Consider the following 20,684-nt stretch of genomic DNA (forward strand, 5'->3'; position numbering starts at 1 on the left):
TCTCAAGCCCATTTGTGGCCGTTGTCAGTTCTGCAGATGCTTCTGGCGGGATCCGATCAACAGGGCTTCGAGATTTTCCATTATTTTGAGCTGGTTTTCCTCCAGCAGGCTGATGCTCTGATTGAGAAGCAGCACCTGCGGGTTGATTCTTAGCTTGGGGTTGCGGGCAATCAAATCAAGGTGTCCGGCGGCCATCTCGAGTTGTTCGGCGGCTGCCAGAACCTGGCTGTCTAGGAGTTTTTCGAGCAGCACGTAATGATATACCTTAACGGCGTCGATGGCCTGGCCGAAGCCTTCGCTGCTTGCCTGGCGCTGGGCGAAAGTATTGAAGTGGACACTGAATTCCTGAAACTCGCTGCTGGTGGCCACTGCCAGGTCATTGTTCAAAAGATAGATCAGTTTGTATATTTTATTAATATAGGAGTTCTGCAACTGGATCAGCGACAGCACATCGCTGAATTCGGCCCCCTGGCAGGGCGCGAGGTGGAAATCCTGCAATTCCACTCTAGTACCACCTCCACTGAAGCGTAGTCGGTCACTATATCCTATTCATTGTTACGCGTTATGTTTACGATTTCGGACAGCTTGCCGGCGGCCGGCGCAAAAAATTTGCCGTTCTTGTCCTGCCTTAGCTGGGCTATGTATATTAATGCATTTTCAACGGACGGCAAATGCAAAAACCGCCGGGGCTTTTGTCCTCCGGCGGCTGCTATACCACAGCAACAATCTGCAGGGTTCGTTCGTGAAGGAGATTGACGATGCCTTCCCGCGTCCAGACAACCGGCCGGGCCGGCTCCTGGCTGTTTATCCTGAGTACCGCCCCGGCAGAGCCGTTGTTGAATTTCACCGCGCTGCCGATATAATAGGGGACGACAATCTTATTGACGGCGTCAACGACCCGGCTGTCGAACTGGGTGCCCGCACCGGCGTTGATGATGCTGATGGCTTCGTGGGCGGGGATGCGGGGCCGGTAGACCCGGTCGGTGACAAGTGCGTCGTAGACGTCGGCGACGGCGACGATGCTGGCGAGGGGATGGATTTTGTCCCCGCCGATACCCCATGGATAGCCTCGCCCGTCCGGGCGCTCATGATGCTGGAGGGCCATCAGAGCGATGCGGCAGTCGACCTTGGTCTCGGCCCGCAGGACGTTATAGCCGAACGCGGTGTGTTTCTTGACCTGTTCGAACTCGTCCGGGGTCAGGGGGCCGTTCTTTTCGAGGATTCCGTTGGGGATGCAGTTCTTGCCGTAGTCGTGGAGCAGCCCGCCGATACCGAGGATGTATATCTCGTCGCGGGAGAGCCCCATAGCCATGCCGAAGGCGACGGCAAATACGCCGACATCGACGCAGTGCCCGTAAAGGTAGTCGCTTTTCTGTCTGATATCGGACAGATATAGCAAGAGGTTGCAATGTCCCGACAGTTCCTCGATGACTTTGTGGATGCACTCCCGCAGGTGCGGAAGGTGGGCGGCGATGCCTCCCCGGTTGCGAAAGGCGCTCTGCATGGCCTGGATCATGCTGAGCCTTGTGGCTGCGCTGATGAGGTTCGGGACGGCGGAAAGCTCCTTGTTGGGCGATTCGGTAGCTTTAACACGAATAGTATTGACGCCGTGCTTGCCGAGCAGGGCGACGATATCCTTGCGGAGCGGCGTGCCGGCCGTGACGAGAACCTGGTCGTGGCCGTTGATGACGTCGGCGGCCAGAATCATGCTGCCGGTGGCTTGGACGAGCGGTATCTGCTTAATAGCCGTCACCTCCGTTCGCACAAATTAAAAGAACCCCGCCAAACCTTCACAGTCCGGGGGGGTTCACTACTAGCTCAGTGTAAAATAAGTGACCACATAGTTTTTTACACATCATCGCATTCCACTGTCTGCATAATATAAAATTGTCAATTCTTTGATTGCTAACTAAATTTCGACATGACATAAGTGATTCCTGCTTGATTATTGGAAAAATCGATAAAAATTTACCATAATTTTATATGGTGAAAAAAACGAGCCAGCTCCGTCGCCGGCTTTTCCAAGATGTTGTATTTCTGTGCATCCTCCTTCCCTTCCGGCAACCAAACCAGGCATTTCACAGAAAAAGGAAGCTGCTTGATGCCGTTTCTCGTTATGTAGCCGGTCACCGCCGCCAGTCGCGCCCAATAGTGTACATAATATATGGGGAAGGGAAAAGGAACGCCGGCCGCGAATTATACTCCGGTAATCCGCTTTCCAGGTAAGCCGAATGTAAATGGAGGACCGCCCATGCTGACAATCAACTCCGACGCCGCCGCTTATATCCGCGAACAGAACAAGCCCATCTATCTCGACATTCCGCCGGCTGTCGGGACCTGCTGCATCCATATGCGGGATTGCCCCGCCGTGCGTTTCGGCGAACCGCCGTATGACCGCGAGTACTATGAGCAGCGCTCTATCGACGGGGTAACCGTTTTTGTGCCGTACGAGCTGCCTGATCAGCCTTTGCGGATAGTGCTGCACAGCTACTTCGGGTTCAAGAATCTGACGATATCGGGCTGGCATTTGGCCTAAGCGCCGGCCTTCCTCCAGTTCGCGGCCAGGGCCACGAATCTGGGCGCCCACTCCGGGTTGGCGACGGCGTGAATATGGTTGTAGGTGGCGAAGGTGTTCTTATAGAGGATGCCGTCGCGGCAGCCGTCAATGCCATGCCCGCGGACGACCTCATATGTGTAGTTGAGACCCGGGTCGGCGGCGGTGAGGCGCGAGTGATGGAATTCGTGGCCTTTTACCTCGGCCCCGGCGGCGAAGAACGGGTTGCCTTCCAGACTGCGCATCATTGTGTAGCCGTGCCCCTGGGGCCCTTTCTCGACGACGACGGAGAACGGCAGCACGCCGCACATCGGATAGGCGCGCCCCTCCCAGACGATTTCGCGGCCCAGGTACATGAGACCGCCGCATTCGGCGTAGATGGGCAGCCCCGCCTCGGCCGCGCGGGCGATAGCCCGGCGGAGACCGGCATTGGCGGCGATGGCTTCGCCGAAGACCTCGGGGAAACCGCCGCCGATGTAAAGGCCGTCGATCGCCGGCAGCGCAGTGTCGGCCATACTGTTGATGTATACGAGCTCAGCCCCGGCGGCAGCCAGGGCTTCTATATTTTCCGGGTAGTAGAAGGTGAAGGACTGGTCGTGGATAACGCCGATCCTGGCCGCGACCTGCGGCCGGGCATCCATGCCGGCAGCGGCGACCGCAAGAGGCGGCGCCTGGGAAGCGACGGCGACGATGCCTGCCAGGTCGAGGTGGCGGGCGGCGACCGCGACGTTGCCGGCGACCGCTTCGCTCACCGCGGCGTGCTCGGCGACCGGGACAAGGCCAAGGTGGCGCTCGGGGAAGACGCTGTAAGCGTTCTTGGGTACCGCTCCCAGCACGGGGATGCCGCAGTATTCTTTGATGGCGGCCCTGAGCATGCTTTCGTGGCGCGGTCTGGCAACTTTGTTGAATATGACGCCGGCGATGGTCACGTCAGTCTCGAAGTTCATAAAGCCAAGCACCAGGGGCGCGATGCTGCGGGTGGTGCGGGTAACGTCGACGACGAGGATGACGGGCGACTTGGTGATACGGGCAATCTGGGCGGTGCTGCCGGTGCCCTTGAGGTCGACACCGTCAAACAGGCCCATGGCGCCCTCGATGAGGGCTATATCGGCCCCTTCCGCTCCTCGACGGAGAGTGGTCCTAATCTGGTCGTCGTCCATCCAGTAACAGTCGAGGTTGCGGCAGGGCCGGCCGGCGGCGTAGCCGAGCCAGCTGGGATCGATGTAATCGGGACCTTTTTTGAACGGCTGGACGGCGTAGCCCTGTTCGCGAAGGGCACCCACCAGGCCGATGCTGATGGTCGTCTTGCCGGAGTGGCCGTGCGGGGCGCCGATGACCACGCGGGGGACGTTCCAGGTTTGGGGCATGGGTTTTTACCCTCCTACTTCCAAAAGCTAAGGCGGAATTAAAAGGCTCATATGCAAGGCGCACCGGAGGCTGGCACCGGAAGCGTACACGAACGTACGCTGAGGATGACAGCCGAGGAGCAACGCCGCAGATGAGTCTTCTAAACCGCCGGTACTAGAGCGTGTCCCATTTGCGGGCGTATTCCAGCAGCACCTGAAACTCGGTGTCTTCGAAGCCTTGCGTCAATAGGTATCTCTTCGCATCCTGGGCCTCCATCTCGGTGGAGTCGGCGAAGACGCGGTCTTTCTCTAATTTGAAGGTGAAGCCGCGGGCCGCAAGGGCGTCCATCATCGCCGCCACCCTTGCGGTGCGCCGCGCAAGACGTTCGCCGAAGTTGCGGACACCAGCCGCCGTGGGAGGATTCTGTTCCGATGGCGCCACAAGGTCGTAGGGCACCGGCTCTTCGATGAGTTTGAGGATGATGCGGGTTAGGTGGTTAACCACCGGCCTGTAGGTTTCGCTCATGTTATCGCCTCCGTTTAAAAGTATACCATAAAGGCGGTTCGGCTACTACGTAAAAGGCCCGGCAAGCATTTGCCGGGCCTTTTTGCAGTTGATGTTACTTGACGCTCAGCCAGTAGTCGAGGAACACCACGTTCGACAGCCAGTAGCCCAGCGGCACGTTGATGAGTACGCCGATGGTGAAGGCTGCGAAGGGCTTCCAGCCGGTGGAGGTCAGCTCGCGGAAGCGAGTGGTGAAGCCGATCGACAGGAAGGTCCAGGTGAAGGTCCAGCCGCGGAGCGTCTTGATCGGGCCAAGAGCGTCCTTGGAGTACGCGGAGCCAACTTTGGGGGCGACGGAAGCGATGAGGATGGTGGTGAAGATGGAGGCGATGAAGAAGCCGATGACGAATTTGGGGAAGCGGCGCCAGATCTCGCCGATGTCGACGCGCTCGGAGCCGTTGCCGTTGCCTTCCTTCTTCTCCCAAACGGTGACGGACAGCCAGGCGACCAGGAGGGCCCAGATGCCGACGAACATATCGCGGCCGACGACCTTCATGAGGGTGAAGGTCTTGATGGCGCGCTCGTCGCCCATGGCGGCGGCGGCGGCGAAGCCGGCGGCGTCAGCAAACTCGGAGGTGCCTATCCAGGCGCCGGCCGGCCCGGGGGCCATGCCGAGGGCTTTACACCAGATGGGCAGCAGGATGACCATGACGACTGCCCAGACGATAACGAGGGAAATTGCGACCGATACGTGCTCTTTCTCGGCACGGCAGGCGCCGCCGATGGCGATCGAGCCGGACACGCCGCAGATCGAGCCGCCGGCGCCGAGGCAGGCGCCGAAGCGCGGGTCGAGGCCGAACAGCTTGGTGGCGGCGAAGAAGATGCTGAAGAAGGTGACGGCCGCCACGATGGTGGCCTGCGCCATCGCCATGGGGCCAGCCTGCATGATGATGGTGAACGGCAGGGTTGCGCCCATGAGGACGATACCGGTTTTGACGTAGAACTCGGTCTTGAGGGCCGACTGGAACCACTTGGGCAGCGTCATGGTGTTACTGACGATCATGCCAAACAGCAGGGCCAGCAGCGGGGTCTCAAGCTGCCAGTATTTCAGGGTTTTGTTGGCGCCGAGGGCGGTGATAGCCACGGAGATAAGGAACAGAACAATAAAACCGGGGATGTAGTGGTTGAGGTTGATCTTCATCGTCTTGGCGGCGATGGAGAAAGCTACGAGAAAGAAGACGAACAGGTAGAGAAATCCAGGTACTTTCGCGGGCAGCGAAGCGAACATCTTGCCTGCGTCCGTCCAGGTGGATACACCAACGGCCATCGTCTTGAAGAAACCGGCAGCGCCGATGAAGAAAGCGACGGAGATAAGGAATGTAAGACCCAAACCGATGATGATTGCCCAGGTATCTTCCCGCTCGTACCAGGGAAGGGCTGATTGAGGAGCACCTGCCATGAAAATATTCCTCCTTTAGAATAAATCCTACGGAATCATAGGGTGGTACTGAAAATTTCGTCTATTTCCGACCAATCACCCCCATTTAACCGCTTATGCCGCAACAATCTTACCTTATATCTCTTCGCCGGCAACCTTGTGAATCCCCTAACGAGCGCGGATAAAAATTTTTGATGGTGGTATAAATAAGTGTTATAAATTGCCGGGAAAAGGCCACGCCACCTGTGGTGAGCCACAGGCGGCGTGGAAACTGTTGATTTTTTAAACGCAGCCGGTCGGTTTGGGCAGGCCGGCCAGTTTGCAGGCGCCCTTGGCCGGGCCCGACGGGAACATGTCGTAAATCTGCTTGAGGCTGAAGCCGGTGTCCTTGCAGAGCTTGCGGATCATCGGCGCGATACCGAACTGTTTGTAGTAGTCGCGCAGGTAGTTGATAACCTTCCAGTGGTCTTCGGTCAGTTCGGTTACGTCTTCGAGTTTGGCGAAAACCTCGACGATGTCCTGATTCCAAACGTCGGGATCTACCAGGAAACCGTCTTCATCAACTTCGACTTGTTTGCCTTTTACGTCAATGTTAGACATGATTCTACCTCCTTATGATTATATGAGTCGTTTGGTTCGATTTATGCCAGGACGATAGCCTTGCCGACAACGTCCATGACGCCGCCCATCTTGAGATCTTCCATACCGTAGTGTTTCATCACGTGAGGCAGTTGGGCCTTGCAGATGGAGCACGGGGTGGCGAAATAATCGAGGGGCAGAAGTTCCTTGACCTGTTCGGCCTTTTTCTTGCCCAGTTGCATGCGGATGTCCATCATCTCGTCCATGAGGATGCCGGAGCCGCCGCCGCAGCAGAAGTTGCGCTCGCGGTTGGGCGTCATTTCGACGAATTCGGTCACACAGGCTTTGAGGATTTCCCGCGGCTGCTCGATGATGTCGCCGGCCCGGGCATAGTTGCAGGGGTCGTGGAGGGTTACGCGCCAGGGCAGCTTTTCGAATTTGAGTTTGCCCAGGTGCTGGTAAGCGTAGTCGAGGATATGGACGATGCCAAAGGGAGCGGGACCATTTGAGCCTTCGGTGTACATCTTGGCGGCGCGCCAGCCGTGGCCGCATTCGCCCTGGACGACGAGCTTGGCGCCAACCATTTTGGCGGCGTCGCGCATCCGTTGGTTCTGTTCCTTCATGGCTTCGTTGCTGAAGAGGAGGCCGAAGTTGGCCGCTTCGAGGACGGTGGAGGGAACGGTCCAGTTGGCGCCGATGGCGTGGAAGAACTTGGCCACGCCGATCATGGTGTCGACATTGGAGAAGAAGTCCGCGGAGGAAGGGATGTAAAGGATGTCGGAGTCGGGTTTATCGACAGTTATCTTGATCTCGAGGCCCGTCTCTTCCTTCATCTCGTCTTCCATGAACTCGCAGCAATCGATGATGGCCGGCTTGGGGATGCCCATGTTGTTGCCGGTCTTGATCATGTTGGCCGCGACGCCGGTCATGAAGCGGGGCACGACGCCGATTGCCGTCATGATGCTGCGAGCGGCGATGGTGATCTCGGCGGTGTCGATGCCGAAGGGGCAGTAGACGGCACAGCGCCGGCATTCGTTGCACTGGTAGAAGTAGGTTACCCACTTGGCGAGTGTCTCGGCGTCGTAGTCTTCGGCGCCGATGTAGCGGCCGATGGTCTTGCCCGTCCAGGTGAAGTAGCGTTTGTAGATTTTGCGGAAGAGGTCGGCCCGGGCGGCGGGGATGTTGTTGAAGTCGCCGGTGCCCAGATAGCTGTGGCAGGCATTGGCGCACGCGCCGCATTTTGTGCAGGTTTCGAGCATGACCATGAGCGATCTGGCCCATTGGCGGTATTCATCGATACCTTTCAGCAGCGCCTGCTGTTGTTCTCCTTCCGGTACGGCTCTCAGGCCGGCCGACTGAAGATCTTTTTCCTTGGCCATATGCAAAGGAATTTTCATGCCTGCACCCCCTTGGCTTGGCCGGAGTCGGCAACCGGGGCCTTGGCGCCCGCAAAGGGGGAGCGAAGCGGCGTGCCGGCCGGCGTGGGATATACCGGCGCGGCTTCCACGAGCATGGCCCGGTTGACAAGGAAGCCGGCAAAATGAAGCATCTTGGAGAAGGGGAAGTAGATCATGAAGAGCATTACGGCGGTGAAGTGGGCGATAAAGATGGGGTCGTCAGGGATGGGCGTGGGGCTGAAAGTCAGCAGGTTGCCCATAAACGCCTTGACGGCCGGCAGGTCTACATGTACGCCAGGCAGACGCATATGGTTGCCGGTGAGGGCGACGACAAGCACGAACAAGAGGTCAATATAGTCGGCCGGGTCGGAAAGTTTTTTGACTTCGGGATTGGCGAGACGCCGATAAAAGAGAACGATGAGGGCCACCAGAAGGGCTATCCCGGAAACGGTGCCGAGGAAGGCGGACAGGGCCTGGCTGGCTGAGGACGAAAGCCCGATGAGGGTGAACTGGTTCATTAGGAAGTAGATCCCGACAATATGACCGCCAATGACCATTGCCAGCGAAACGTGAAGGATCCAGGCCCACAGCCAGAGGTTTTTGTCGTTTTTGTAGAGACTCTTGAAGAGAAGCAATTCAGTTCCCACGGCCGCGACGCGGCCAGCACCGCCGGTGGGCGCCGGGAAGAGGGTAAGTTGGAAGGGAACGGGCACTTTCAGCCAGCCCGCCACCCGGTAGGTTACGCCGATCAGGAAGATAGCGCCCGCGATGTAGGGGAGCACCTGTCCGACGAAGTAGAGCATACTTTAACCTCCAGCGGGGCTTGAGGCTGGCTAGAAAGTCCATCTGCGGCGTTGCTCCTCAGAGCGCTTGCTAGCGTACGTTCGTGTACGCGTCGCGGCGCGCTCTTCCGGTGCGCCTTGCATCTGGAGTTTTCTAGACAGCCTCGCCGCGCGTTTTTAGAGTCGGAACTGGCTGGTGGAACGGAAGGTGGTCGGTGCAAAGGTGAAGTCGTCGATGTGTTTTTCGGTGAAGGGGATGTCGGTGAGTTTGAAGAAGCGCTCCCAGCCGATGCGGTCGATCCATTCGCCCATCCGTTCGCCGGCGCGGGCATTCTTGGCGTACACTTCAACCAGATGCTTGACGGCGTCGGTAACTTCCGGCCAACGGGGCGGGTTATTGGGCAGGAACGGGATGGCGAGGCGGGAGAATTTCGGGGCGGTGCGGGCGTTGGACACCTTGCCGCCTACCCAGATGGAGACGCCGTCGTTGGCAGGGTCCTGAATTTCCATGGACGGGCACATGGTGTAGCAGTTGCCGCAGAACATGCATTTTTCTTTAATGACTTCGACGCTCTTGAGTTTGGGGTTGGGGCGGATAGCGCCGGTCGGGCAGGCGCCGATGACCGAGGGGATCTCGCAGGCCTTGGCGACGCCTTCGTGGTTGATGCGGGGAATGGTGCGGTGGATGCCGACGATGGCGATGTCCGAGCAGTGGCAGGCGCCGCACATGTTTACGCAGCAGGCTACGGCCAGGCGAACGCGGGCGGGGAGCTTCATGGTGGTGAAGTAGCCGTGGAGTTCGTCCATCATGGCCTTGACCAGACCGGAGGCGTCGGTTGCCGGGGTGTGGCAGTGAATCCAGCCCTGGGTGTGAACGACGTTGGAGATGGCGTTGCCGGTGCCGCCCACGAGATAACCGCGGCCTTTCAGGTCGGCGAGCAGGGGCTGGAGCTGCTTCTCGTCGGAGACGAGGAATTCTACGTTGTGGCGGGTGGTGAAGCGGAGATAGCCGCCGCAGTACTTTTCGGCGATGTCGCACAGTTCTTTGATCCACTCGGTGCTGATGAGGCGGGCCGACGCGATGCGGACCGAGTAGAGAATGTCGCCGGTTTCGCTGACGTGCTTGAGGACGCCGGGCTGGGGAATTTCGTGGTAAGACCATTTCCCGTAGTTGTTGGCGATGACCGGCGGGATCATCGTCCTATAATCGGGAGGGCCGAAATCGGTTTTAGCCATGCTTCACTACCTCCTCATCCTGCCAGAAGATGTATGGGTTGGCGCGCGGTGCGGAAACCATCTGCGGCTGGGGCGTCAGGCCGATGCCCTTGAGGAAGTTGCCCATGCCGATGCGGTAGATGAGTTCGCCGATACGCTCGCGGGCCTTGGCGTGCTCGTCGAAGTATTCGGTGATCCTGCTGATGAGGTCGAAAATCTCGGTGTAGGGGGCGTCGACTTTCATAAACGGTACGAGCACCCAGCCGATGAAGGCGGACTTGACGACAGGAGCCTTGCCGCCGATGAGGATGGCGGCGCCGCGGTCCTTGCCCGGCTTGATGGCTTTGGGCATCATGTCGATACAGTTCATGCAGCGGACGCAGTTTTCGGCGTCGAATTTAAGCTCGGTGCCGTTGAATTCGAGGGCTTTGGTCGGGCACTTGCCGACGACGAGCTGCTGGATGTCGAAACCGCCTTTGGCGTACTCGCTGACGGCTTTCTGGTCGATCTTGAGGGTGTCGCGCCAGGTGCCGATAACAGCGAAGTCGGAACGGGCGGTGGCGGCTGCGCAGTCGTTGGCGCAGGCCGAACATTTGATCTTGAACTTATACGGCCAGGCCGGACGATGGATGGCATCCTGGAAGTGACGGGTGACTTCCTGAATGAAGTCCATGCTGTCCATGCAGGCGAATTCGCAACGGGCCATGCCGACGCAGCCGCTCGGAGTGCGGAGACCGCCGCCGGAGCCGCCGAGGTCCCAGCCCTTTTCGCTCAGTTCGTCGAAGCAGGGTTGCAGATTCTCGGTGGTGGTGCCCAGGAGGACAAGGTCGCCGGTAGAGCCGTGCATGTTGGTCAGGCCGCTGCCGAATTTATCCCAGGTCTCGCAGAGGCCGCGCAGGGCTTTGGTGGTGTAGAAGAAGCCGGGTACCATGTTGACGCGGACGGTGTGGAATTCCTTGACGTTGGGGAATTGCTCGGGCTTGGCGGAATAACGGCCGATGACGCCGCCGCCGTAACCTTTAACACCGACGATGCCGCCGTGTTTCCAGTAGCCGGTTTTGTCCTTATAGGACAGTTCCAGCTGATCGAGCAGGTCTTGGGAATTGGCTTTCGTGGCGGCGGCTTTCTTCATTTCGGTTACGAAACTGGGCCACGCGCCTTTTTCGAGATCATCCAACAATGGGGTCTTGGATTGAGCCATACTCTTCACCTCCGCATTTTTAGGGCCTTTAATACTCCTGGACGACGATGGCCTCGGTCGGGCAAATCATCATGCAGCTTTGGCAACCCATACATTCTTCGCCGGTCACTTCGGCTTTGCCGTCGACCAGCGACAGGATCTTGGCCGGGCAAGTGGCGACACATTCGCTACAGCCAACACACTTGTCCTGATCAATCGTAACTATGAACAACAGTATCACCTCCCTCACAGAACATGTCCGCATCGAGGCTGCCGACCCACACAAAAAAATGAGGCATCAGGATCAACTAATGCTCACTTTTTGCTCCTGATACTACGGGAAAAAAAGTACGTGATGTTTTTTACATTTTAAGCGTAGCAGAATTTTGCGATAACGACAAGCCGCTCAGCACATCACTTTTGCTTTGCCGGGTATAATAGTTTGTTTATGATCATTATCGCCTACTGTTTAGAATACTGTTCTGGGGCCGGCCGGCATTCTCCTCCGGCGGCGCCGCTCTCCTGCCCCGGTAATTATAGGCAGCCGATACAATACACTATTATGTGGATTAAATGGAATCCAGTACCATTATTCCAACTTGTGCTACGCTGCCGCAAAAGAAACGGCCCGAACATGATGTTCGGGCCGTTTTCGCTCATCGGGACGGTGTGCGGGTGCGGACTTTGCCGGCCACCCAGCGGAAGGGGTACTCGCAGGCATCAATGAAGGCGGCGAGTTTTTGCTCGAAGGTGTTGTTCCGCCACCAGCTTTGGAAGGTGTCGACAAGGAGATAAACGAGCGGGACGATAATCAGGGTGAGGAAGGTCGAGGTGATGAGGCCGCCGACAAGCACTACGCCCATCGAAGAACGGAGTTCGGCGCCGGCGCCCCAGCCGAGGGCGACCGGCAGCATGCCGAGGATCATGGCGAATGTGGTCATGAGGATGGGGCGAAGCCTGACCGTACCCGCCTCGATAAGCGCCTCCTTGATGGTCATGTCTTTTGCCCTTAGCTGGTTTGTGTAGTCGACAAGGAGGATGGCGTTTTTTGTGACCAGGCCCATCAGCATTATGAGGCCGATCATCGACATGATGTTGATGGTCTTGGCGCCCAGCAGCAGTCCAAGCACCGCCCCGACGAGCGAGAAAGGCAAGGACAGCATGATGGTCAGCGGGTGGACAAAGCTTTCAAATTGCGCGGCCAGCACCATGTAGATGAGCACGATGCCGAGCGCAAGGGCTTTGCCTATTTCAGCGTAAGAATCCTTCATCGTCTGGGCCTGACCCACCAGGCGATAGGTATAGCCGAAGGGCAGGTTCATGTTGGGAATGATGTTGTTCATGGCTTTGGCTATTACTTCGCCGGTGGATATGCCAACAGCGTTGCCGTAAACGATAAGCTGCCGCTGCCTGCCTTCGCGGTCGATCTGCGTGGGACCGGCGCTGAACTTGACCTCGGCGATATCGCCAAGACGGACAAAGGTGCCGTTTTTGCTGCTGACGCGGAGGTTGGCCACGTCGTCGATGCTCCGACGGTGCTGCTCCGGCATCTGGACCCGGATGTTGTAAGCTTTGTCGGCGACACTAAACTGGTTTTTCTGCACGACTCCCTGGAAAGCGATCTGGATGACATTGCCGATGGCGGTGGCATCCACGCCGAGTTGACCCATACGGGCCGGGTCGAGGCGGATCTGTACCTGCGGCTCGGACTGGGCGCTGGAGACGTCGACGTCGGTGGTGCCGGGGATTTTGCGGAGTTCGTCGGCCAGTTGGCCGCCGAGCGACCGCAGCACTTCAAGGTCGGGCCCGCGGAAGGCGATCTGGATGGGGCGCGGGTCGCCGCGACCAACGCCGGATGCGTTGTTTACCGCCACTTTGAGTCCCTGTACTTTGCGGAACTTGACCCTAAGTTCGTCCATTATCTGCATCATCGACTTATCGCGCTGATCGGAAGGCACAAGCCGCACGCCGATAAAGCCTTTGTACACCGGGTTTCGCGCCGAGCCGATGTTGATAAAGGCTGTTTCCAGGCCGGGAATGGCGAGCACTTCCTTTTCGATGGGCGCGACAAGCTCCTTCATCTTTTCGATGGAGGTTCCGGCCGGCGCCTCCATGGCGATGTTGAATTCCCCCGAATCGTACGTCGGGGAAAACTCAAAGCCTAGCAACGGAACAAGTAAAACGTTGATGAACAGCGACAGGATAGCCACGGCGACCAGCTTTTTCGGCCGCTGCAGAGCCCAACGCAGGGTTTGCTGGTAAAGATCGCGGAACCGAAGGAACCAGCCCTCCCAGACATCCAGCACCTTTTGCACCCATTTGACGGGCCCGTGCAGGGCCGCCCGGTCCATAGGCGTTATTTTCAGCCAGTAGGCAGAGAGCATCGGGGTAAGGGTAAAGGCCACGAACAGCGAAAAGGCGACGGCAAACGCGACCGTGAGACCGAATTGTTTGAAGAACTGGCCGATGATCTCGCCCATATTGCCGACCGGCACGAAAACTGCCAGGATACAGAAGGTGGTGGCCAGCACGGCGAGGGATATCTCGATTGTGCCGTCGCGGGCCGCCTCGAGGGGCGACTGACCATGCTCAAGGTGCCGGTAGATGTTCTCGATGACGACGATGGCGTCGTCGATGAGGATGCCGACAGCGAGGCTGAGCCCCATGAGGGACATGTTGTTAAGGGTGAAGCCCATTGATTTCATAAGGAAGAAGGTGGCGATTATCGAGGTAGGGATGGCGATGGCGCCGATGATGGTCGCCCGGGCGTTCTGCAGGAACAGGAAGGTGATGAGGACAGCCAGCAGGCCGCCGAACACCAGCGACATGGTGACGTCATGGACGTTTTCGCGGATATAGCGGGTACTGTCGCGGGCGACGAGGACCTTGATATCGGACGGCAGAACGTTCTTCTGCAGGAAATCCATCCGGGCGCGAACCCGGTCGGCGACGGCGACGGTATTGGTGCCCGACTGCTTCTGGACGGCGATCATAACGCTGGGCGTGCCGCCCGTGCGGGCGTAGTTGCGTTCTTCCTCCCAGCCGTCCTCGACGGTGGCGATGTCGCCGATCCTGACCGTCTGCAGGCCCTGGTTGGCGACGACGATATTCTTGACGTCGTCGACCGATTTATACTGCCCAAGGGTCCGGATGGTTATCTCCGTGCCCTTCTCCCGCAGGCGGCCGCCGGGGGTATCGATGTTCTGGGCGTCGAGCACGTCGAAAATCTGCCGGAAGCCGATATTGTAAGCTTCCAGCTTGCGGGGGTCGACATATACGTGGATTTCCCGCGCCTGGGCCCCGAAGACGCTGACGTCGGCGACGTCGTCCAGACGCTGCAGCTCATCCTTGATGATATCCCAGGCGATCTTGCGGATCTCGCCACGGGGGCGGGTATCGGAAGCGAGTGCATAATACATGATGGCCTGAGCGGTGATGTCGTAACGCTGCACCGCCGGTTCGTCGATCTGGTCCGGCAGTCTTCGTCTGATGCCGGCCACTTTTTCGCGCACGTCGTTGGCCATCATTTTGGCGTCGGTGCCGAAGGTGAATTCAAGCGTGGTCTGCGAAAAACCTTCTAATGTCACCGATGACAAGGTCTTTATATTCGACACCGAACTGACGGCGTCTTCGATCGGCTTGGTTACGAGGGTCTCCATTTCCTCCGGCGATGTGCCGGTCCAGGTTACCGTTACGGTGACGATCGGGAAGTCGACATCGGGGTAGAGGTCGATGCCCAGCCTGGGATAGGCGTTTAGCCCGAAGACGACGAGTAGCATGACAACCATCGTCGTAAAAACAGGCCGCTTGATAAAGGTAAAGATACCCATCAGCGTTTATTCTCCTTTCCCACCGGCCCGCTCGATAGTCGCCCCGTCCCTGAGTTTGTTCTGTCCTCCCGTTACTATCTGCTCGCCTTCTTTCAGGCCGTCGAGCACCTCGGCCCAGCCGCCGCCGACATAGCCCAGCTTGAGGATCCTGAGCTGAACCTTGTTATCGTCCAAAACAGCATAGACGGCTTTCTGATCTTCCCTCAGCACCAGTGCGCTCTCCGGCACGGCGACTACATTTCTTCGCACATCGCCGGCGACTTCGACCCTGGCGAACATACCGGCTAACAGCACTCCCTCGGCGTTTGGCACGGTAACCTCGGCGGTAAATGTGCGGATAGGCAGCGACGCCGCCGGGGTAAGTCGGGTCACCTTGCCGCCGATCTCTCGGTTGCCGAGAGCCGTCACCCTGACGGTGGCGGACGAACCGATTTTCAGCTGGCTGATTTCCGCTTCGCCGACGGAAGCCTTGACAAGCATCGAGCTTGTGTCAGCCAGGCTGACGACCGGCGACCCCGTTTTGGCGTAATAGCCCGCCTGCAGGTAGCGTTTTGTGATGACGCCGTCCCGCGGGGCGACGATATTGGCGTTGCCAAGCCTGGCCCTGAGCTGAGTCAATGCGCCTTCGGCGGCCCTGAGCTGGCCGATGGCCAGATCGCGTTTGATCCTGGCCGTATCGAGGGCCTGGGCGGAGATGGCTCCCTGCTGGGCCAGAGGGATTGCCCGTTTCAGGTCGAGTTCGGCCTGTTCAAGGTTGGCCCGTTTTTCGTATACGGTGCCTTCGGCCGTGCTGACCAGCGGCGCCAGTTCGTCGGTATCCAGCGTAGCAACTACCGTCCCCGCCTTCACCTTGTCGCCTTCGTCGGCATACAGCACGGCAAGCCGGCCATCGACCTTCGGCGACAGGTCGGCCGTCCAGGACGGCTCCAAGTTCGCGGAAAAACTCAACACCGGCTGGATGTCGTGACGGCCGACCGCACTTACGACCACAGCCACGGCGCGCCCCTGGGTCACACGCCCCGCCCGCTCCTTGTTCGCAGCAAGGTTGGTATAAATGCGGAAGGCAATAATTGCTGTGAACACAATTGCGACAACCGCAACGATCCTGATGAGTCTCTTTTTGTCAGTGGCCACTGTTTTCTCTCCCCCAGCCGTGAAAATTCACTTGATAATATTCGCCCCCGCCCGGTACTCTCCTGCCGACAAGTGACCGGTCAGTCCAGAATATTTGTAAAGATTAGAGCGGCTTTGTCCAAAGCCGCTCTAAAAGTAATGGGCGACAGTAAAAGGCCGTTCAGAAGCGTCCAGATGCAAGGCGTACCGGAGGACGGACGCGAAGGCAGTACTGCGGGATGTACGACGAGCGTCCGTCCGAGGAACAACGAAGCGGATGGATGCTTTCCCGCGCCTCTGGGCGCGGATAGCTCAACTAAGGCTCGGGCCAAAGCCCGAGCCAAGTTTCGCTTATCAACGGCCGGAGTGGTCGGTGCCGCCGACGACGATCTCGGGAATGCGTATCGTCGGCTGCGCGTCCGATACCGGCGCCCCTTGGCCATCTTTGCCGCAGGTGCCGATGGAGAAGCCGAAATCGCTGCCCACCATGTCGATCTGGCGGAGCACTTCCGGTCCGTTGCCGGCGAGGGTCGCACCCCGTACGGCGTGGGCCACTTTCCCGTCCCTGATGAGGTAACCCTCGGCGACGTCGAAGACAAAGTCGCCGTTGACGGTATTGACCTGGCCGCCGCCCATCTTCTTGACCAGCAGGCCGTTCTTGACCGAACCGATGACGACGGCCGGGTCTTCCTTGCCGGCGGCGATATAGGTGTTACGCATGCGGGGGATGGGCTTGTGCTCGAAAGATTCGCGCCGCCCGTTGCCGGTGGTGTCGACCTTGTCGCGCCCGGCTGTCAGGTAGTCGTACATGAAGCCTTTGAGTACGCCGTCGGCGATCAGGACGGTCTTCTGGGCGGGGAAACCTTCGTCGTCGAAGCGCAGCGTACCGTAACGGTGCGGCAAGGTGCCGTCGTCAACCACGGTGATGCCGCGGGCGGCCACCTGTTCTCCCCGGCGGCCGGCGTAGACCGACAGGCCTTTCTGGACAAGATCGGCTTCCAGACCATGGCCGCAGGCTTCGTGGACCATGGTGCCGCCGGCAACGCCGGCCATGACGACCGGCATCCTGCCGGCGGGAGCGGGTTTAGCCTCGAGCGAGGAGACCGCCCGGCGGGCAGCCTCGCGGGCCACAGCTTCGCAAGCGTCGCGTCTCGCCAGTTCGAAGCCCTGCGTGCCGCCGATGGCTTCGAACCCGGTCTGGATCTGTCCGCCATCGGCGGCGACGGCGTTCACCGACAGCCGGGTCCGCACCCGGCGGTCCTCAACCAGCCGACCAAGCGAGTTGGCGATGGTCACGTCCTGGATAACGTCCCCGTATACCACTATCACCTGTTTAATCCGCTCGTCGACCTCCCGGGCCGCCGCATCGGCGGCGGACACCACCGCCACTTTGTCGTCGACGGGAACCGAGTCGGGCATGACGGCGATGTCCAGGTCGACCGTCGGCCTGACCGCCTTGAGGTCGATGCTGACGTCGCGCGCCGACACCTTGGCGGCGCGGCTGGCTACGTCGGCCACTTTGATGAGCTCGTCGGCGGTGATCTTATTTGTGTAGGCGTACGCAGTGGTGTCGCCCGAGATGACGCGCACGCCGGCGCCGCAGTCGGCGCCTGTCTTGACGCGCTCGATCCTGTTCTCTTCGCAGGACACCATAGTAGTGGCCCGGTTTTCCACGAATATGTCGGCAAAATCGCCGCCGCGCCGCAAGGCGGTGGCCAAAACGTCGCTGAACACCCTCCGGTCTAGCATTATATCTCCCCCATGCTGCGCGCCGGCCGTGAGGCGGCGCGTTGTCGTAGAGCTAGTATTCGTATTGGCGGACTTTTTACGCAGATGGGCTACAGGGACAGCCGGTTACGTTATTTCCGCCAACACCTGGCGGACCGCACCCTCCGGCACTTCGGCGCTGATGGCGACGCGGCCGATTTCGTCGGGCAGCACCCAGTTGACGGCTCCGTCGACGCTTTTCTTGTCTCTGGCCAGATAGGCCGCAAGGTCTTCCCCGCGGCAGCCGCGGGCGGCCGTCGGCAAACCGAGGCGCCGGAGGAGGGCGGCAATGTTCTCGACCGTCTCCGGCCCGCAACGGCCGAGGATGTTGCTCAGGCGGGCGGCGCCGTACATGCCGATGGCCACGCCCTCGCCGTGGGTGTAGCGGGCGAAGCCGGTGGCCGCTTCGACAGCGTGGCCGATGGTGTGGCCGAAATTGAGGATCATTCTGAGATGACTTTCCTTCTCGTCCTGTTCGACGACCGCAGCCTTGATCTCGCAGGAGCGGCGGACAATCTCGCCGATAACCCCGGCCTCGCGCGCCAGGATGGCCTCGCTGTTGGCGTCCAGCCAGGCAAAGAAGGCGGCGTCGGCGATGACGCCGTATTTGACGACTTCCGCCAGACCGGAGGCCAGTTCGCGGGCCGGCAGGGTCGCCAGCACGGCGGTGTCGGCTACCACCAGGCGCGGCTGATAGAAAGCGCCGATGAGGTTCTTGCCGGCGGGATGGTTGACAGCCACCTTGCCGCCGACGCTGGAATCGACCTGCGCTAGAAGGGTGGTCGGCACCTGGATGAAGGGCACGCCTCTAAGGTAGGTGGCGGCCACAAACCCGGCCAGGTCGCCCACGACTCCGCCGCCGACGGCGATAATCGGCGATTTGCGGTCAAGCCCGCCGTCGATCGCCTTGCTGTAGAGGCCCTCCGCTACGGCCAACGATTTCGATTCCTCCCCCGGCGGTATTACCGCCAGGTCGGCGCGCATACCCGCCCGCCGGAGGGCGGCCAGGGCGCGGTCGCCGTAAAGATCGGCGACATTGGCGTCCGTCACCGCCAGGGCGCGGTCGCCCAGTTTGAGGCGGCGGACAAGGTCGCCCAGCAGGTCGAGCCCGCCGGGGACGATATGGATGGCGTACCCGCCGCCGGTCAGGCTGACGTTAACTTCGGCCATAGATATGCCCCTCCTGCCTGAGAAAGGCGATGATTTTCTCCGCCGCCATCCGGGGCGGGATGTTGCTCGTGTCGAGGATGAAAGCGGCCTGGGCGTACAGGGGAGCCCGCTCGGCCAGCATCCGGGCGACGATCTCCTCGCGATCGGGCCGGGCGAGGAGCGGGCGGGTATTCCTCCGTCCCGTTCGCTCCAGGATGGTCTGGACGGAAGCGGTCAGGCAAATTATCACGCCGCCGGAGCGCAGCCTCTGCATGTTTTCCGCATCGAGCACGACGCCGCCGCCGGTGGCGATAACGGCTTTCCGGTGGCGGGCAACGCGGGCGATCACGTCCTTTTCCCTGGCTCTGAAGTATGCCTCGCCGTGCTTGGCGAAGATTTCGCCGATGGCGAGGCCGCTTTCCTGTTCAATCTTGCGGTCGACGTCGATGAAAGGGCGGCCGAGACGGCCGGCCAGCAGCCGGCCGGTGCAGCTCTTGCCCGTCCCCATGAAGCCGATGAGCACGATGTTCTTCATCGCGGTCCGCCGTCCAGGCGCCGACGGTATTGCTCCACCGCAGCGAGCAGGTCGCCGAGGTGGTCGCCGCCGAATTTCTCCAGCACCGCCCCGGCAAGGACGATGGCCACAACCGCTTCGCCCACCACCGCGGCGGCAGGCACGGCGCAGACGTCGCTGCGCTCGGTGTTGGCGCGGGTGGCCGCCTTGGTGGCGATGTCCACCGACGCCAGCGGCGCCATGAGGGTCGGGATGGGTTTCATCACCGCCCGGACCACAAGGTCTTCGCCGGTCGAGATGCCGCCTTCCACGCCTCCGGCCCGGTTGGTCTTACGGAAGTAACCGCGGGCGGGGTCGTAAAAAATCTCGTCGTGGGCCTGGCTGCCGGGCAGGGCGGCGTTGGCGAACCCCTCCCCTATCTCGACGCCCTTGACGGCCGGAATCGACATCAGGGCCGCGGCGAGCGCCGCGTCGAGGCGGCGGTCCCACTGTACATGGCTGCCCAGGCCGGGCGGCAGTCCGGACACCACGACCTCGAATACGCCGCCAAGGGTGTCGCCGCGCGTCTTGGCCGCGTCGACGGCCGCCATCATCGCCGCTTCGGCCGTCTTGTCGGCGCAGAAGAGCGGCGAGTCCGCGGTAAGGGTACCGATATCGCCCGCCGCGTATGCGCGGCGGGCTGCGGACACGCCGCCGACGGCGACGACGTGGGCGGCCACGGTGACGCCGAGGGCCGTCAGGAGCTGACGGGCGACGGCGCCCACGGCGACGCGGGCCGCCGTTTCCCGGGCGCTGGCCCGTTCGAGGATGTTGCGGATATCGTCATGGCCGTATTTTTGTATACCCGCCAGGTCGGCGTGGCCGGGCCGCGGCGCGGTGACCGCCTCCCCCGCCGCCGGGCCGGATGGCGACATCCGTTCCTGCCAGTTGGCCCAATCGCGGTTCTTTATGGCCAGCGTCAGCGGGCTGCCCAGGGTGCGCCCGAAGCGCAGGCCGGACAGCACCTCGGCCTCATCCTTTTCGATGCGCATGCGGCCGCCCCGGCCGTAGCCCTGCTGGCGGCGGGCCAGGTCGCGGTTCACGGCGGCCAGGTCCACGGGCAGGCCGGCGGGCAGGCCTTCGATGACGGCCGTCAGGCACGGCCCGTGGGATTCGCCGGCGGTCAGGAAACGGAACATCAGTCAGCCCTCCCAGTAGATGAAAGTAAAGAAAAAAATTATAACTGTAGTATTTCGAAACAGGAATAGCCATATCCTGCCTGGCAGACAGCAAAAAACCAAGGCAATCGCCTTGGTCGTAAATTTGCCGAACGGCC

18 protein-coding genes are annotated in these 20,684 nt (G+C 60.3%); 1 reads left to right on the top strand and 17 read right to left on the bottom strand.

Annotated elements, in window-relative coordinates; all coding sequences use genetic code 11:
- Positions 1-24 precede the first annotated feature (24 nt).
- Both RIN56_04120 and RIN56_04125 read right to left on the bottom strand, forming a co-directional pair.
- A complete protein-coding gene (locus RIN56_04120) occupies positions 25-504 on the bottom strand; it encodes a hypothetical protein (protein ID MDR7865978.1) in 480 nt (159 codons plus the stop codon).
- Between the two features lie 205 nt (positions 505-709).
- Positions 710-1,765, bottom strand: coding sequence for an HD-GYP domain-containing protein (locus RIN56_04125; GenBank protein MDR7865979.1), 1,056 nt, complete (start codon positions 1,763-1,765; stop codon positions 710-712).
- Positions 1,766-2,251: 486 nt separating this feature from the next.
- Here RIN56_04125 and RIN56_04130 point away from each other — a divergent pair, with 486 nt between their 5' ends.
- Positions 2,252-2,536, top strand: coding sequence for a CC/Se motif family (seleno)protein (locus RIN56_04130; protein ID MDR7865980.1), 285 nt, complete (start codon positions 2,252-2,254; stop codon positions 2,534-2,536).
- On the opposite strand, the gene RIN56_04135 is transcribed toward RIN56_04130, so the two are convergent.
- From RIN56_04135 to aroC, 15 genes are all read right to left on the bottom strand, one after another.
- Entirely contained in the window at positions 2,533-3,921 is a 1,389-nt protein-coding gene (locus RIN56_04135; protein ID MDR7865981.1) for a cobyrinate a,c-diamide synthase, read from the bottom strand. The two genes, RIN56_04130 and RIN56_04135, sit on opposite strands and share 4 nt — an antisense overlap.
- Positions 3,922-4,075: 154 nt before the next feature.
- Positions 4,076-4,426, bottom strand: coding sequence for a hypothetical protein (locus tag RIN56_04140; GenBank protein ID MDR7865982.1), 351 nt, complete (start codon positions 4,424-4,426; stop codon positions 4,076-4,078).
- Positions 4,427-4,520: 94 nt separating this feature from the next.
- Positions 4,521-5,864: a putative sulfate exporter family transporter gene (locus RIN56_04145; GenBank protein MDR7865983.1), complete on the bottom strand. Its 1,344-nt coding sequence runs from the start codon at positions 5,862-5,864 to the stop codon at positions 4,521-4,523.
- A gap of 261 nt (positions 5,865-6,125) precedes the next feature.
- Positions 6,126-6,443, bottom strand: a complete 318-nt coding sequence (locus RIN56_04150) for a TusE/DsrC/DsvC family sulfur relay protein (protein ID MDR7865984.1) — start codon at positions 6,441-6,443, stop codon at positions 6,126-6,128.
- A gap of 41 nt (positions 6,444-6,484) precedes the next feature.
- Entirely contained in the window at positions 6,485-7,819 is a 1,335-nt protein-coding gene (locus tag RIN56_04155) for a (Fe-S)-binding protein (GenBank protein MDR7865985.1), read from the bottom strand.
- Complete coding sequence (locus RIN56_04160) at positions 7,816-8,622, bottom strand: respiratory nitrate reductase subunit gamma (GenBank protein ID MDR7865986.1); 807 nt, start codon at positions 8,620-8,622, stop codon at positions 7,816-7,818. The genes RIN56_04155 and RIN56_04160 overlap by 4 nt, the downstream gene beginning before the upstream one ends.
- Before the next feature lie 156 nt (positions 8,623-8,778).
- Positions 8,779-9,837, bottom strand: coding sequence for a dissimilatory-type sulfite reductase subunit beta (gene dsrB / locus RIN56_04165; protein ID MDR7865987.1), 1,059 nt, complete (start codon positions 9,835-9,837; stop codon positions 8,779-8,781).
- Positions 9,830-11,017, bottom strand: a complete 1,188-nt coding sequence (gene dsrA / locus RIN56_04170; protein ID MDR7865988.1) for a dissimilatory-type sulfite reductase subunit alpha — start codon at positions 11,015-11,017, stop codon at positions 9,830-9,832. Before dsrA ends, dsrB begins: the two co-directional genes overlap by 8 nt.
- 28 nt (positions 11,018-11,045) lie before the next feature.
- Positions 11,046-11,228, bottom strand: coding sequence for a 4Fe-4S binding protein (locus RIN56_04175; GenBank protein ID MDR7865989.1), 183 nt, complete (start codon positions 11,226-11,228; stop codon positions 11,046-11,048).
- A gap of 424 nt (positions 11,229-11,652) precedes the next feature.
- Positions 11,653-14,826, bottom strand: a complete 3,174-nt coding sequence (locus RIN56_04180) for an efflux RND transporter permease subunit (GenBank protein MDR7865990.1) — start codon at positions 14,824-14,826, stop codon at positions 11,653-11,655.
- A gap of 6 nt (positions 14,827-14,832) precedes the next feature.
- Positions 14,833-15,960 carry an efflux RND transporter periplasmic adaptor subunit gene (locus tag RIN56_04185; GenBank protein MDR7865991.1) on the bottom strand — a complete coding sequence of 376 codons (1,128 nt, stop codon included), beginning with the start codon at positions 15,958-15,960 and terminating at the stop codon, positions 14,833-14,835.
- A 333-nt stretch (positions 15,961-16,293) separates the two neighbouring features.
- Positions 16,294-17,688: a TldD/PmbA family protein gene (locus RIN56_04190; GenBank protein ID MDR7865992.1), complete on the bottom strand. Its 1,395-nt coding sequence runs from the start codon at positions 17,686-17,688 to the stop codon at positions 16,294-16,296.
- A gap of 105 nt (positions 17,689-17,793) precedes the next feature.
- A complete protein-coding gene (gene aroB, locus RIN56_04195; protein MDR7865993.1) occupies positions 17,794-18,876 on the bottom strand; it encodes a 3-dehydroquinate synthase in 1,083 nt (360 codons plus the stop codon).
- The gene (locus RIN56_04200; protein MDR7865994.1) at positions 18,863-19,390 is read right to left on the bottom strand and encodes a shikimate kinase; all 528 of its coding nucleotides are present in this window, start codon (positions 19,388-19,390) and stop codon (positions 18,863-18,865) included. Before RIN56_04200 ends, aroB begins: the two co-directional genes overlap by 14 nt.
- Positions 19,387-20,547 carry a chorismate synthase gene (gene aroC / locus RIN56_04205; GenBank protein MDR7865995.1) on the bottom strand — a complete coding sequence of 387 codons (1,161 nt, stop codon included), beginning with the start codon at positions 20,545-20,547 and terminating at the stop codon, positions 19,387-19,389. The genes RIN56_04200 and aroC overlap by 4 nt, the downstream gene beginning before the upstream one ends.
- Between the last annotated feature and the right edge of the window lie 137 nt (positions 20,548-20,684).

This window comes from Sporomusaceae bacterium, from assembly GCA_031460455.1.
Classification (GTDB): Bacteria; Bacillota; Negativicutes; order Sporomusales; family UBA7701; genus Anaeroselena.

Coding starts and splice junctions, on each gene's coding strand:
- RIN56_04130 (MDR7865980.1), top strand. CDS start 2,252: ATGCTGACAATCAACTCCGACGCCGCCGCTTATATCCGCGAACAGAAC.
- RIN56_04135 (MDR7865981.1), bottom strand. CDS start 3,921: ATGCCCCAAACCTGGAACGTCCCCCGCGTGGTCATCGGCGCCCCGCAC.
- RIN56_04140 (MDR7865982.1), bottom strand. CDS start 4,426: ATGAGCGAAACCTACAGGCCGGTGGTTAACCACCTAACCCGCATCATC.
- RIN56_04145 (MDR7865983.1), bottom strand. CDS start 5,864: ATGGCAGGTGCTCCTCAATCAGCCCTTCCCTGGTACGAGCGGGAAGAT.
- RIN56_04150 (MDR7865984.1), bottom strand. CDS start 6,443: ATGTCTAACATTGACGTAAAAGGCAAACAAGTCGAAGTTGATGAAGAC.
- RIN56_04155 (MDR7865985.1), bottom strand. CDS start 7,819: ATGAAAATTCCTTTGCATATGGCCAAGGAAAAAGATCTTCAGTCGGCC.
- RIN56_04160 (MDR7865986.1), bottom strand. CDS start 8,622: ATGCTCTACTTCGTCGGACAGGTGCTCCCCTACATCGCGGGCGCTATC.
- dsrB (MDR7865987.1), bottom strand. CDS start 9,837: ATGGCTAAAACCGATTTCGGCCCTCCCGATTATAGGACGATGATCCCG.
- dsrA (MDR7865988.1), bottom strand. CDS start 11,017: ATGGCTCAATCCAAGACCCCATTGTTGGATGATCTCGAAAAAGGCGCG.
- RIN56_04180 (MDR7865990.1), bottom strand. CDS start 14,826: ATGGGTATCTTTACCTTTATCAAGCGGCCTGTTTTTACGACGATGGTT.
- RIN56_04190 (MDR7865992.1), bottom strand. CDS start 17,688: ATGCTAGACCGGAGGGTGTTCAGCGACGTTTTGGCCACCGCCTTGCGG.
- aroB (MDR7865993.1), bottom strand. CDS start 18,876: ATGGCCGAAGTTAACGTCAGCCTGACCGGCGGCGGGTACGCCATCCAT.
- RIN56_04200 (MDR7865994.1), bottom strand. CDS start 19,390: ATGAAGAACATCGTGCTCATCGGCTTCATGGGGACGGGCAAGAGCTGC.
- aroC (MDR7865995.1), bottom strand. CDS start 20,547: ATGTTCCGTTTCCTGACCGCCGGCGAATCCCACGGGCCGTGCCTGACG.